The organism is Lebetimonas natsushimae, from assembly GCF_002335445.1.
In the GTDB taxonomy this organism is placed as follows: Bacteria; Campylobacterota; Campylobacteria; order Campylobacterales; family Nautiliaceae; genus Lebetimonas; species Lebetimonas natsushimae.
Genome location: NZ_BDME01000001.1, coordinates 716,791 through 730,471, shown reverse-complemented (window position 1 = coordinate 730,471; position 13,681 = coordinate 716,791). Strand labels below are relative to the sequence as shown.

General features: G+C 30.1%; 13 protein-coding genes. 3 read left to right on the top strand and 10 right to left on the bottom strand.

From position 1 onward, the window contains the following. Positions 1-12: 12 nt before the first annotated feature. Genes pheA through serB form a run of 9 tightly spaced genes read right to left on the bottom strand, consistent with a single transcriptional unit; the run spans position 13 to position 7,888 of the window. Positions 13-1,074, bottom strand: a complete 1,062-nt coding sequence (pheA, locus tag LNAT_RS04060) for a prephenate dehydratase (RefSeq protein ID WP_238593986.1) — start codon at positions 1,072-1,074, stop codon at positions 13-15. Then, the gene (locus tag LNAT_RS04055) at positions 1,065-1,805 is read right to left on the bottom strand and encodes an HAD-IIA family hydrolase (protein ID WP_096258634.1); all 741 of its coding nucleotides are present in this window, start codon (positions 1,803-1,805) and stop codon (positions 1,065-1,067) included. The genes pheA and LNAT_RS04055 overlap by 10 nt, the downstream gene beginning before the upstream one ends. Position 1,806: 1 nt before the next feature. Beyond that, positions 1,807-3,012: a diaminopimelate decarboxylase gene (gene lysA / locus LNAT_RS04050; RefSeq protein WP_096258633.1), complete on the bottom strand. Its 1,206-nt coding sequence runs from the start codon at positions 3,010-3,012 to the stop codon at positions 1,807-1,809. Beyond that, positions 3,009-4,031, bottom strand: a complete 1,023-nt coding sequence (locus LNAT_RS04045) for an LptF/LptG family permease (RefSeq protein WP_096258782.1) — start codon at positions 4,029-4,031, stop codon at positions 3,009-3,011. The genes lysA and LNAT_RS04045 overlap by 4 nt, the downstream gene beginning before the upstream one ends. After that, positions 4,031-4,570 (bottom strand): aminoacyl-tRNA hydrolase, encoded by a 540-nt coding sequence (gene pth / locus LNAT_RS04040; protein WP_096258632.1) that lies wholly within the window; start codon positions 4,568-4,570, stop codon positions 4,031-4,033. The genes LNAT_RS04045 and pth overlap by 1 nt, the downstream gene beginning before the upstream one ends. A 35-nt stretch (positions 4,571-4,605) precedes the next feature. Further along, positions 4,606-5,142: a 50S ribosomal protein L25/general stress protein Ctc gene (locus LNAT_RS04035; RefSeq protein ID WP_096258631.1), complete on the bottom strand. Its 537-nt coding sequence runs from the start codon at positions 5,140-5,142 to the stop codon at positions 4,606-4,608. A 45-nt stretch (positions 5,143-5,187) separates the two neighbouring features. Beyond that, positions 5,188-6,312 (bottom strand): type IV pilus twitching motility protein PilT, encoded by a 1,125-nt coding sequence (locus LNAT_RS04030; RefSeq protein WP_096258630.1) that lies wholly within the window; start codon positions 6,310-6,312, stop codon positions 5,188-5,190. 1 nt (position 6,313) lies between these two features. After that, the gene (locus LNAT_RS04025) at positions 6,314-7,258 is read right to left on the bottom strand and encodes a transaldolase (RefSeq protein WP_096258629.1); all 945 of its coding nucleotides are present in this window, start codon (positions 7,256-7,258) and stop codon (positions 6,314-6,316) included. Positions 7,259-7,267: 9 nt separating this feature from the next. Further along, positions 7,268-7,888 (bottom strand): phosphoserine phosphatase SerB, encoded by a 621-nt coding sequence (serB, locus tag LNAT_RS04020; RefSeq protein ID WP_096258628.1) that lies wholly within the window; start codon positions 7,886-7,888, stop codon positions 7,268-7,270. 88 nt (positions 7,889-7,976) lie between these two features. Here serB and tatA point away from each other — a divergent pair, with 88 nt between their 5' ends. The 3 genes from tatA to LNAT_RS04005 all read left to right on the top strand — a co-directional run bounded on the left by tatA (position 7,977) and on the right by LNAT_RS04005 (position 10,897). Beyond that, positions 7,977-8,219, top strand: coding sequence for a twin-arginine translocase TatA/TatE family subunit (gene tatA, locus LNAT_RS04015; RefSeq protein ID WP_096258627.1), 243 nt, complete (start codon positions 7,977-7,979; stop codon positions 8,217-8,219). Continuing rightward, positions 8,212-8,937, top strand: a complete 726-nt coding sequence (gene tatC / locus LNAT_RS04010) for a twin-arginine translocase subunit TatC (RefSeq protein WP_096258626.1) — start codon at positions 8,212-8,214, stop codon at positions 8,935-8,937. Before tatA ends, tatC begins: the two co-directional genes overlap by 8 nt. A 106-nt stretch (positions 8,938-9,043) precedes the next feature. Beyond that, on the top strand, positions 9,044-10,897 hold the full coding sequence (locus LNAT_RS04005; RefSeq protein WP_096258625.1) for a DUF505 domain-containing protein: 1,854 nt from the start codon (positions 9,044-9,046) through the stop codon (positions 10,895-10,897). Here LNAT_RS04005 and LNAT_RS04000 read toward each other — a convergent pair. After that, positions 10,894-13,647, bottom strand: coding sequence for a MutS-related protein (locus LNAT_RS04000; protein WP_096258624.1), 2,754 nt, complete (start codon positions 13,645-13,647; stop codon positions 10,894-10,896). The two genes, LNAT_RS04005 and LNAT_RS04000, sit on opposite strands and share 4 nt — an antisense overlap. Positions 13,648-13,681 lie beyond the last annotated feature (34 nt).

Genomic DNA, 13,681 nt, shown 5'->3' with positions numbered 1-13,681 from the left:
GTCTCAGCCAATTTAGCATTCTTTAATATAACTTCCAAGCCAAATCATGTTTTCTTCTTTAATCACTTCGGAAACTTTTTTATCGTCTATATGTCCTTCAAAATCAATATAAAACCAGGTATTAAACGTATCATCTTTGTTTGGTCTGCTTTCAATTTTCAAAAGATTTATATTTCTGTCTTTAAATTTTTTAAGCAAATCAAAAAGAGCACCGGTTTTATGTGGGGTTTTAGCTATTACACTTGTTTTATCATTTCCGCTTTTTTGGGTTTTAAAATCACTAATTATTATAAATCTTGTCCTGTTTGCCAAATTGTCTTCTATTTTTTCAAAAAGTAAAGGCACATTATAAAGCTTTGCCGCTATCTTTGAACATATTGCCCCAGACAATTCATCTTTGCTTGCAAGTTTTGCAGCCTTTGCCGTAGATTCGGTTGGAATAAATTCTATATCAAGTAACCCATGGGTTTCAAGAAAATTAAGACATTGATTATAACCCTGAGGGTGTGAATAAATTCTTTTGATTTTTGAGAGGTCGTCCTGAAGCGAAGCAAAAGAATGATGTATATCAAGACATATTTCTGATACAATTTTAACATCATATTTTTTTAAACTGTCAAGCGTAATACCCACTACGCCTTCTGTATTGTTTTCAATAGGTATCACCCCGTATTTTGCTTCTTTATTATGTACCGCTTTAAACACCGCCTCAATATTAAGAAGCGGAAGATATCTGGCATTCGCTCCGAATTTATGCTCAGCCGCCTGATGCGTATAAGTACCCACCGGTCCCAAAAAAGCCACTCTTTCCTGTCTCTCAAGTGTTCTGCTTATTGCAAAAATTTCTAAAAATATAGCTTCGATATGTTCTTTTTGTAAAATCCCGTTTTCCCTTTTACTAAGTCCGCATAATCGCTCAATTATTGCCTTTTCCCTCTCAGGTCTGTAAATTGGAGTGTTAGAAGAATTTTTAATCTCCCCCACTTTTTTTACAATTTTCATTCTTTTATTTAGTAATTTCAAAATTTCATTGTCAATGGCATCAATCTCTTTTCTTAGTTTATTTAAATCCAAAACTCTTTCCTTTTTAAATATTCTCCTATATTTTCAGCTACAAAATCTACATTTTTATTTACTTCGCGAATACTTTTTATTTTTCCGCTTAAAACCAAAGCCGTTTTCATACCAAGTTTAGCAGCCGGAATCAAATCACCGATTAAATCATCACTAATTATGGTAATTTTATCATAATTTAAATTAATTTTTTTTCTAGCCGCTTCAAAAAATTCAAAAGAAGGCTTTCCTACAACTTTATATTCCCTGTTTGTAGCATAATGTAGCATTTCTAAAATAGCACCAAGCCCGGGATAACGCTTATTATTTTTATGATAGAGTGAAGTTTTATGCATACCTATTAAATTAGCCCCGTTAAGCAAATATTCAATAATATCAGCAATTTCATCAGGAGGAAATATTTTAATTCCCAACACTACGTTGTCTGGATTTTTAAAATCAACTTTATATTTTTTTGACATAATTTCTACAAATTTTTCATTTCCAAAAGGGGCAATACTTCCTTTTATATATCTGTCAGCAACCATTAACGGATCTAAATAATATTTAAAATTAAAACCTAAACCTGCAAGATAATTTTTAAAATCTTCTTTTTTTGTATTGTTGGTTATTAAAACAAAAGGATAATCGTTTTTGTTTAAGTAATTTATAAATTCAATCGCCCCTGGAAGAGGAAAAAATTTTTTATCGTCTATTAATGTCCCCTGGACATCAATAAAAAAAGCCTTCATTTTATTCTTTCAAATAATCTATTTCACAGGCTATTAAATCTTCAAATGTTTCTCTTCTTCTTATAAGTCTGTCTTTTTCATCCATCACTGCAATCTCTGCAGCCCTTGGACGCGTATTATAATTACTGCTCATTGTAAATCCGTAAGCACCTGCTGAATGGATTACAACCAAATCTCCTGGATTTGTTTTTGGCAGATCTACATTTTTAGCAAAAAAATCACCGCTTTCACATACCGGTCCAACTAAATTGGCTTTGCTCATTTCTTTATTGTCGGTTAAAACTTCTACTTTGTGATACGCATTATAAAGGCTTGGTCTTATCAAATCATTCATAGCCCCATCTACAATTACAAATCTCTTGTCTCCGTTTTCTTTTTCGTATAATACCTTTGTCAAAAACCATCCGCCGTTTCCGACCAAAAATCTGCCCGGTTCGCAAATTATTGTCACATCAAGACCGCTTAGAGTTGACAAAATAGCCTGAGCGTAATCATAAGGTTCAATTAATTTTTCATCTTTATATCTGATTCCAAGCCCCCCGCCTACATCGAAAAATTTAATATCAATATTTACAGCTTTTAAACTTCTAACCAGATCTGCAACTATCTGGCTTGCTTCTTTTATGGGTTCTAATTCGGTCAGCTGACTTCCTATATGAAAATGAATACCTATAGGATTTAAAAACTCACTCTTTTTGGCATAAAGATATAATTTTTTTGCTGTTTCTATATCAACTCCGAATTTGTTTTCATGAAGCCCTGTTGAAATATATGGATGTGTTTTAGGGTCTATATTCGGATTTACCCTGATGCTGATTCTTGCAACTTTACCTAATTGTTTTGCAATTTCCTCAATTCTTTTAAGCTCCGCTTCACTTTCAATATTCAGCATTAAAATATCACTTTTTAGAGCTTCTTTAATTTCATCATCTCTTTTTCCAACTCCGCTAAAAATTATCTTATATTTATCGACTCCTGCTAATAACGCCCTTTTTACCTCTCCTATACTTACACAATCAGCACCGCTTCCAAGTTTTGCAAAATGATTTATCACACTCAAATTTGAATTAGCTTTAACCGCATATGCAATAATACTTTTTCTGGCTTTAAAAGATTTTTTTAATTTATTAAATTGCTCTGTAAAATGATTAAAATCATATACATATAATGGTGTATCATACTTAGCCGCCAATTCTTTAAAATTCATAAATTCTCCTTTTTTATTACATAAAAATCTAATATAACAATAAAAAGTAATGGAAGAAATAAAACAAAAGGAGACAATACTCCCTGTTTGACAAATTTATAAATCAATAAATTAATTCCCCATATAAAAATTACAAAAAAAATTGATTTTATCATAAATACTGAAATATTTGAAATTCTCTGATGTATAGGGGAAATGTACATAAAATAAATTAACAACAAAATAATACTCAACGGTGTAAGTATTTTATAAAGTAAAACCGCAATTATTTTATTTAATTTAATATCCTTAAAAATTTTAATTGCAAGCAAGGCATCTTTAATGGATAATGAATCTAATCTTTTAAGGTTAGATAAAACCAGTGGCTCAAAATTTTTTAAAACCGATAAATTATGTAATTTCTTTACATTCATTTTATCATTATTTATAGTTATTATAGTTACATCTGTACCATTCCAGACATTATTCTGATAAATGGCTTCTTTAATATTGATAATTTTTTTTAACTCCATATTATTTAAAACAAAAATTTTTAAACCTATAGCTTTTTTTAAAAGAGGTTTTAATTCTTTAATATATACAATGTTATTTTTATGTTTTAAAAAGAGATTTTCCTTTTTTATTTTTTTACTAGAAATTATATTTTTTGCTTTTTGATTTAAATATACATAATTTGTATTGTCCAATACTAAAAATAATAAATAAACAATAAATGCTAAAAATAAAAATGGAAATAATATTTTTCTTTTTGAAAATCCGAGAGAATAAAAAGAAACCATATAGTTATATTTAATCAAATAATAAATACTGTATAAAAAAGAAAAAATTAATGCTAAAGGATAAAAATTTTCAAAAGAATACCCTAAAACATACACAGAATATAAGATTTGTAAATTAGAAGAATTCGGAAGTTTTGAAAAGTTAGCTATTATGTCTATTAATAAATATAAAAAAGACAAACTAAACAAAAAAATAAAAAAATTTTTAATATATTTTTTTAATAAATATACAAAATACATTAACAAGATTTCCTTGAATATTTTGAAGCGGCTTTATCTATTTCAAAAACTGCTTTTTTTATTATCGGAAAAGTGGTTTTTACACATTCTAATTCATCCTTAGAAAAATCACTTAATACATAATTTACCACTTCTTCTTTTCTCTCAGGTCTGCCAATTCCGATTCTTATTCTATAATAATCATTTCCGATATATTTGTCAATAGACTTAAGTCCGTTATGACCGCCGCTGCTGCCTCCTCTTTTAAATTTAAGGGCGCCTAGTTTTAGATCCAAATCGTCATGGATCACTATTATATTTTCATTGTCTATTTTATAAAAATTTTTAACAAGTATTACACTTTCTCCGCTTAAATTCATATATGTTGAAGGTTTTAAAAATAAGAAATCTTTAAAACTGAAAAGTTCGCCTTTATAATTACCTGATTTACTCGCATTAAATTCATCTACTAAATAATCAACTGCCATAAAACCTACATTATGACGGTTTAACGCATATTTTTTACCCGGATTTCCAAGCCCTACAATTAGTTTTTTCACCGTTTACTTTTCACTTTAAAATAAAAAAGGGGAAATTATTTAGCTTTAATTACCCCTACTACTGGAATTGAAGGATTTAAGTAGCATTCAACACCTTCTGGCATCTTTATATCTCTAATTAGAATATTGTCACCAACATCTAGATTGCTTACATCAAGTTCAAAATAATCTGGTAGATTTTCCGGTGCAGCTTTCACTTTAATTCTTCTTCTGTGATAAATCAATACACCTTTGTTTTTAAGACCAATAGGAGTTCCTTTTACTTTAATAGGAACATGATAATATGATTTTACACCGTCTTGTGCAACTAATAAATCCACATGTAAAAGTTCTCCTGTTACCGGGTGTTTTTGATATTCCTGAACAACAACTTTTAATTCTTTATCCCCAAGTTTTACAGGAAAAATTAAATGTTCTTTATTTTTCATATATTTAATAAAATCACCCATTTTGAATGCAGCGTTTATGTTTTCAAGACCTTTTCCATAAACGTTTGCAATCAGATAACCATCCCTCCTGAGTTTTTTAGTGTCTTTTTTTGAGGTACTCTCTCTGATAATTCCTTGTAACATGTTTACTCCTTAAATTTATTGAGGTGAAATTATATCAAAAATTTTTTAATTATCAATTTTTAAACCGATTTTTTCATCACTTATTACCTCAATACCTTTGTCAAGTTTAGCTTTTTTAAGTTTAAGAATAAAATCATCCCTGCTTGTAGCGTATTCAAGAGCAGTTTTTTCATCCACTCTTCCCTCAAGTACCAAATCAACTAAATGCTGATCAAAACTTTGAGTACCATATATTTTTTTACCTTCTTCAATAGTATCTCTGATCTCTTCATCCCTATCCTGAAAAATGAGTTCTCTGATTCTTGGTGTTTTAATTAATATTTCCATTGCAGCTGTTCTTTTTCCGTCCACTGTAGGCACTAACCTTTGAGAAATAACTCCTTCCAGCACACTTCCAAGAGTCATTCTAATTCTATGCTGTTCACTCGGCGGAAATACACCTATAATTCTGTTTATTGTTTCTTTTGCATCCAATGTATGTAATGTTGAATAAACAAGATGACCTGTCTCGGCTGCATGCAAGGCAATTTCAATTGTTTCCAAATCCCTCATCTCCCCGACTAAAATAATATCAGGGTCTTCTCTTAAAGCTGCCCTAAGCGCGTTTGAAAAACTTAAAGTGTCTTCCCCCAAACTTCTTTGGTTTATTAAACATTTTTTATCTTTATGAACAAACTCAACCGGGTCCTCAATTGTAATAATATGTTTTGCTTTTTTATTATTTATTTCATCTATCATAGCTGCAAGTGTTGTTGATTTACCGCTACCTGTTACACCGGTTACCAAAACCAGCCCTCTTTCTATTTCTGTAAATTTTTTTATAACGGGAGGCAATTTTAAATCTTCTATTGTCGGTATATTAACGGGAATTGTTCTAAATACTATGCTTGGACCGTCAATTTGAAAAAAAGCATTCCCCCTAAAACGGTAATTCTCATCCAGCTTATAATTAAAATCTATTTCTTTTTTCTTAACCATCTCATCAAATCTACTTCTTAAAATTTCTTTAAGCAATTCTATTACACTTTCTCTAGTTAATTTCGGACTTTCAATCGGTACAAGTTTTCCCTGTATTCTTACTCTAATACCGTCCCCAGCCTTTATATGTAAATCGCTTCCTTCTTTTTGTACTAAAAAATTTAAATATTTTACAAGTTGTTCTCTAGTCATTTTATTCCTTTATTGATAAAAGCATATCATTAAATGCTTTCTCAAATGCTTTTACCCCTTCTTCAAACAATTCCTGATAAACTTTTTGCATATTTATTCTAGCAGGAGTTAAAAAACTGAAAAATGCGTCTATGTGTTTTGTCTGAAAGTGAAAACTCTCTTCCAGTTCCTTATCTTTAATTGCTTCAATTACGTCAAGAGGCAAGGTCAATACACTATTTGGCAAATATAAATTCTGAACATAATAATCTTTTGGTAGATAATCCTGTTTTACACCCGTTGAGGCAAAAAGGGCTTTTATGTTTTCACTTTTTTCATCTTCTATCAAATTGTATATTTTTATGGCATTAAAAAACCCGACTCTGTCTTTTGCCAAATTCTGCATGCCAAGTTGAGGATTTAATTTTCTGTCAAACCTGCTTACAAAAATTGAAATTACCCCCTTTACATTGCCTTTATCTATTGCCTCAAAAGCCCTCAACGCCTGATTAGGAGAAAAAACCAAAGTTGCATTTATATTTATCCCTTTTTTGGCAAGTTCCTCCATTGCTTTATATCCAGCCTCATTTGCCGGAATTTTTATCATTACATTTTCCCTCTCGATTTTATCATAAAGCCTTAGTGCCTCGTCAATAGTCCCTTTTGTGTCGTTAATAAGACGTGGGTCCACTTCAATACTTGCAAACCCGTCATTTCCTTTTTCATAATTTTCTTTTAAAACATCACAAGCTTTTTGTATATCTTTTACAGCATTTTCTTCATAAATTTCTTTAGGCGTTTTATCTTTTAATCTTGCAACATCTTCTTTATAGACATCTTTTTTAAGGGCGTTTGCAAAAATTGCGGGATTACTTGTAAGACCGTTTACCATTCCACTCTCAACCATATCTTTAAATTCATTATCTAAAAATTCCCTGTCTAAATAATCAACCCAAATACTTGTCATGCTTGCTCCTTAAATAAATTCCAGAATTTTTGTCAAATCTTTTTCTTCTATTATAATATTAGCCTCTTTTTTTAAAACTTCCTTTGCACAAAAAGCAACTTTTGTTTTAGCATATTTAAACATACTCAAATCATTAGCGCCATCACCTACCGCCATTGTTTCTTCTGATGTAATTCCTAAAATTTCCTGAATTCTTTTCAACATATCACCCTTAGAATGGGAAAACATCATCTCCCCGCCGACAAGACCCGTCAAAATACCATTTTTTGAATGCAACGTGTTACTAAAATCGGCGTCAAATCCCAAAATTTTTTTTGCATAACTTGTAGCATTTCTAAATCCGCCGCTAAAAACGACTACTTTGACTCCGTCTTTTTTTAAAGCTTTAATAGTTTCCTCAGCTCCCGGCATATAAGGCAGATTATGACAAATTTCATTAACTTTTTTAACTTCCAGCCCTTCAAGCAGTTTTACCCTCATTATAAGAGATTCAAAAAAATCAAGTTCACCTCTCATTGCCATTTCTGTAATTGCAGACACTTTATTTTTAAGTCCAAGAGGTTCGGCTAAAAAATCTATTGTTTCACCATCCATAAGCGTTGAATCAAAATCAAAAACAGCTAATTTCATACATTCCCTTTTTTTAATTTATAAAATTTTATCAAAATATCTATATTTTTTTTAAAATTATGCTAAAATTTTGCAAAAAGGATTTATTATGGGAATTGGTACTTGGCAAATAATTGTAATCTTGGTAATCGTATTACTACTTTTCGGGGGCAAAAAAATACCTGAACTTGCCCAGGGTCTTGGAAAGGGTATTAAAAACTTTAAAGATGCCGTAAAAGAAGGAGAAGAAGAAACCAGTAAAAATGTTGAAAAAGTTGAAAAAATAGAAGAAAATAAAAACGTTACAGATGCGACAGTTGAAAAAACTGAAAAAAAAGATGTAAATGCTTGATGAATTAAGACCGCATATTGCGGAACTTAGAAGTAGACTGATAAAAATTGTAGTTATATTTTTTATTCTATTCATAATTGCGTTTTTGTTTTGGAAACAAATTTTTGCCTTTTTGGCAAAACCCGCAACAGATGTTTTGCATACTTCTCAAAATTCGGAAATGATTTTTACAAATCTTGTAGAACCATTTATGACTGCTGTAAAAGTGTCACTTTATACGGCACTTTTTGCATCCCTGCCTGTGATTTTATATCAGTTATGGAAATTTATTGCTCCAGGTCTATATGAAAATGAAAAAAAATTAGTACTGCCTTTTGTAGTATTTGGAACTTTGATGTTTTATATAGGTGCGGCATTTGCATATTTTGTTGTATTTCCGATAGGATTTAAGGTTTTAATCAATTTTGGCGGTCAAAATTTCGTGGCAATGCTTAAAATCAGCGAATATGTGAGTGTATCATTAAAAATAATGATAGGTTTTGGTATCGCATTTGAATTACCGGTACTTTCGTATTTTTTAGCAAAACTGGGACTTATTACAGACAAAACCCTTAAAGATTTCTTCCGATACGCTGTAGTTATTATCTTTATTGTTGCAGCAGTTTTAACTCCTCCTGATTTATTTTCACAGCTTGCTATGGCAACTCCACTTCTTGTTTTATACGGTCTTTCTATATGGATTGCAAAGGTTATAAATCCATATAAAGAAGAAAACTAACTCTTTTTTTTCTTCTAAAAACCTTTTAATTTAAACCTTTAGTGATATTGACTAAAATAAAATGATTTGTTATAATTATAAAAAATAAAAAAGAGGAGGCGCAGAAATGGTAATTAAAAAAGAAGCAGCAAAGATAATATTAGAGTTATTAAATTCAGACACAAAAACAATTAAAACAGAAGCACTTAACAATGAAGCAGTCGAAGAATTGACTTTAAGCGGAATTATAAGATTTCCAATGCCGGCTGTTGCGGAATTTACTTATGGAGGGGAAATTATTGCCAACGTTTTAAACAGGGTAAAAGACAAAATCCAATCAATAGATGAATGGAAAGATGAATTTAAATGGGTCAGCAGCGAAGTTATTGCAATGATTGATGCAGCTGCAAAAAATAAAAATAAAACTACTAAAATTACAAATACGGAACTTGAAAAAAGAGGATTTGCTAAAAACGGCGAACTTACTCAGGAAGCACTTGATTTATATGAAGCGTATAAAATAATAAGTCCAGAATTAGTAATAGATGCTAAATTGGCAGATTACATCAGAAAATCTCCAATGGGACCAACCGATGCACATTATTTAGCAATTGAAGGAAATAACAAAGATTTACTAGAAGCAATGAGATTAATTGCATATTCAATTCCTGTGGGAGAATATTTTACTTTTACAGAACTAGGTCAGGCTGTAAAAGAAACATTAACTTACGGAGGTTGGGCAAATGAAGGAAGTGTTCTTGATTTGTCAATTTTAGAAGATATTGCAAAGGTGGCTGACGGAGAAGAAATTGAATTAGACTCTTTGGCCAACCTCGAAACTCTTGGATATGTAACAAATGTAGATGAACTAACAAAAGCTGGGGAAAAAGCTCTTGATGTTTATAGAATCTATAGAGATAAAACAGACAAACCTCTAAAAACATTTGCTATTGAACAAGAAGAAATTGAAACTCTAAAAACCATTCAAAAAATCTGGGATGAGAAAGTACCTAACAATCCGGAAGAAACACCTACATTTGAAGAAATTAGAGCAGAATTAATAGAAAGAAAAATTAAAGAATATAAAAAACTTATTGAAAAATATGGCAGAAGACTTGATGAAATGCCTAAGAAAAAACAAGAAATTGCTAAAAAATTCTCTGATTTAGAAGATAAGAAAAAATGGTTTGATGATAATTTTAATTTAAGAGAATATCTGTATTCACTTGAAGCTTTTGGATTAATTACCGAAGGTGTGGATGAAAAAGGAAAAGCAGTATATTTTGTAACAGAAGACGGCAAAAAAGTAATTGAAGACCAAAAAGACGAAAGAGCAATTCACAGCTGGTCTGTAAAAACACTTGCTATTTCAAATAAAGTTTTCTCAGCACCAAACAGAGAATGGGTAGAAGAAGCTAGAAAAGAGAGAATTTTAGGAACATATGAGCCAACTAAATCAGGGCTTATGTATGAAGAAATTGCAACTCATAAAAAATTACCATTTATGACAAGATATGAAATGGATATTTTTAAAATGATTCCGGATACTGGAATTTCATGTGAGGATATTTTGGCAGGAAAAGATGAAGAAGAAAGAACAAGAATATTTGAAGCAGTTGACAAACTTGAATCAAAAGGGTTTTTAGAAGTATTGCCTGATGGGCACATTGTTGAAACAGAATACGGAAAAATGATGGATGAGGCTATGAGTGGAGTTCCAGAAGGTTTTGGGGCACCAATCAATCCAACAATTTATAGAGTTGTAAAAGCTATCGCAGAAACTGGTAGTATGTATGTAAAAGAGAAAAAAGTTAGAATCCTCCCTGAAAATATAAAAGAAGCTGTTAAAAAATCTGGCCTCAGCAAAGAAAGTTTCGATAAAGCTTATATTGCAGCCAGAGAAGCTAAATATTTGGGAAGAAACAGCGTAAATGAGGCAGGACTTCTTATGCTTAAAGCTGTAGAAATTCTAAACTCTTAAGTCTCTTCTTCCCAATGTAATTCAATTCCTTTTGAAGTAGTCACAAATCCGGTAATTCTGATTTTACCTTCATGTACCATTTTATGATGCTTTTTACAAAGTGGTATAAGATTATATTTATGATGAATTGGAATATGCCCTACAAACCCGTCTTTTGCGTTTTCCTGAGGGATAATATGATGGACATCATCAACAGGCTTTCCACATATTGCACAGGTTGTAACTATTAAATTTTTATTATATCTGCTTTTTTTCTTTTTAATTAACAGTTCAAATTCAGTATATTCTTTATTTAATTTTTTTCTTATACTTTCAGCAGTTTCCAAAAACTCCTTATCCATATAAATAGATTTTGCAAATTCTAAACCATATACACTACTTCCACTTCCATCTTTTAATTTCCTATCATAAATAAGTTTTTCTCCGTCAAAATGAACTTCAAGATGTTTAGCAACTACATTCGGCAGAAATTTAATTTCATCTAAATCCATTAATTGATGAAGATGTGTGGCAAAAAGAAAATTTATTTTCCTTTTAGCAAGTTTCACTACTGCACTTGCTACAATACTAAGGGCTGAGAGGGTTTCAGTTCCATGAGCTATTTCATCCCCTAAAACAACAGAATTACTTGTAGCTCTGTTAAAAATATTTTTAAGTTCAAGCATTTCAACGGCAAATGTTGAGAGCCCTTTTGAAAGATTATCTTTTGCTTCAATCCTTGTAAAAATGCCGTCAACCGGTTTATACTCCATTTCAGCCGGAACAAAAAATCCACTCTGAGCCAAAAAGAGAGCAATTCCGACACTTTTCATAAGTGAGCTTTTACCAGAACTGTTTATTCCATATAAAAGCATTCCGTCATATTCATTAAAATCAATATTATTTGGTACATATATCCCGTTTTCCTGGTTAATTTCTATTAACGGATGACGTAAATCTTTAAAGACTGCTCTTTTATTGGAAATTTTAGGTTTAAAATAATTAAATTTTTTAGCAATTTTTGCACTGCTCACAGCCACATCAATTTTGGCAATTTCATTTGATAGATTATTTAAAATATCAAATTCCCGATTCATTTCATTTAAAGTTTTTAAATACAGCTTAAAAGTTTTTTTAATAATTTTATTTTCAAGTGCCAAAATTTTATCACTGATTTCATCTATAATTTCTCCTGTAATCTTTACACTGTTTGTTAAATTTTTTATTTTCAAATCTTTAAAAAACAGTGTTTTATTATCAATTTCTAAAAAACTGTTTAAAAATTTATCTTTAATTAAATTAAATCTGTTTTTTGTAAGAGATAAATAAAACCCCTCTTTTTCCAATTTATTGATTTCTACCTTTACATCCCCTAAGCTTTCTATATTTTCTTTTAATTTTAAAAGTTGATTAACATAATATTTTTTTTCATTATTAAGCTCATCTAATTCTTTATCAACCCCGTCTTTAAAAAAACTTTCTTTAATATCTTCAAGTTTTACATTTACCTTTTCCAAATCAAATTGACGCTCTATATAATTTAAATAATTATCAATCTTAGTTGTTCTTTTTTTAAGTTTTAAATATATATCACTGCAAGATTTCAAAGAACTTACCAAAAAATTAAGTTCAAAAGGATGAAGACGTTTTAATTTTATTTTTCTGTCGATTTTTTCCAAATCATAAATATTTTTGAGCAGTTCTTCAAATTCGTGATATCTGTTTAGCATAAAACTTACAGCTTTATATCTTTTATTAAGCTCTTCTTCGTCTTTTATAGGATTATAAAGTCTTTCTTTTATTAACCTTTTCCCCATTGGAGTTTTTGTTTTATCTATAAGTTTTAAAACTTTATCAATTTCAAGCTGTTTTATAGGATTGTTACCTAGATATACAAAATTTTCATCTTCTATTAAAACCGGCAGTTGAATATGTTTAATAAGTTCATTATTATGGGCTATTACAAATTCAAGTAAAATTCCAAGAGCTTCTGTAATTAGAGGGTATTTTTCCAAATTCATGATTTCAATGGGGCTTAGAAGAGAATTAATATTGTAAACATTTTTAAAAATTTCATTTTGGTAATTTATATTCATTCTTGCTCTGTTGATAATTATATTTTTTCCGCTAAGTTCCAGATAATTTACTATTTCATCGCAGTCAACATTTTTAAGAGTTAAAATAATTTCATTTGATCTATAGGTCTGCAAAAGTCTAAATAATTCATCCAAGGCAAAACTTGGGTCATCTTTTGTGGAGTAATTTTCATAAATATAACTTTTTCCCGTATTTACATCAATATTTGCAAACCCCACATGATAAGCTGAATATTTTTCTATAATTATTGAAGTTACATAATTTTCGTATGTTTTAGAATATTCAAGATTAACCCCCGGGGATATTATTTCTGATAGATATCTTTTTACATTTGGAGGAGTACCTTTTTGTTTTATGAGAATTAGCGTGTATTTATTTTCATCAATCAGTTTTTCAAGATACCTATCAAGTGCATGATTGGGAAATCCGGCCATTAAAGGATTTTTTTTATCAATTTCGGGAATGGATTTGTTTTTTTTGGTAAGCTGAATATTTAAAACATTTGCAATTTCTCTAGCTTTCCCTATACCTTCAGCCTCATATGTTTCAAAAAACGTCCCTACCTCCATTAAAACAACAGCGTTTGGATAAATTTCATCATAATATTTTTGGAGTTCAAAATAAATTTCAGTTAAAAGTCTCCCTTTGGAATTAAGGAGTTTATTAATATCCATTATTGCCTTTTTTTATATATAATTATATCAAAAA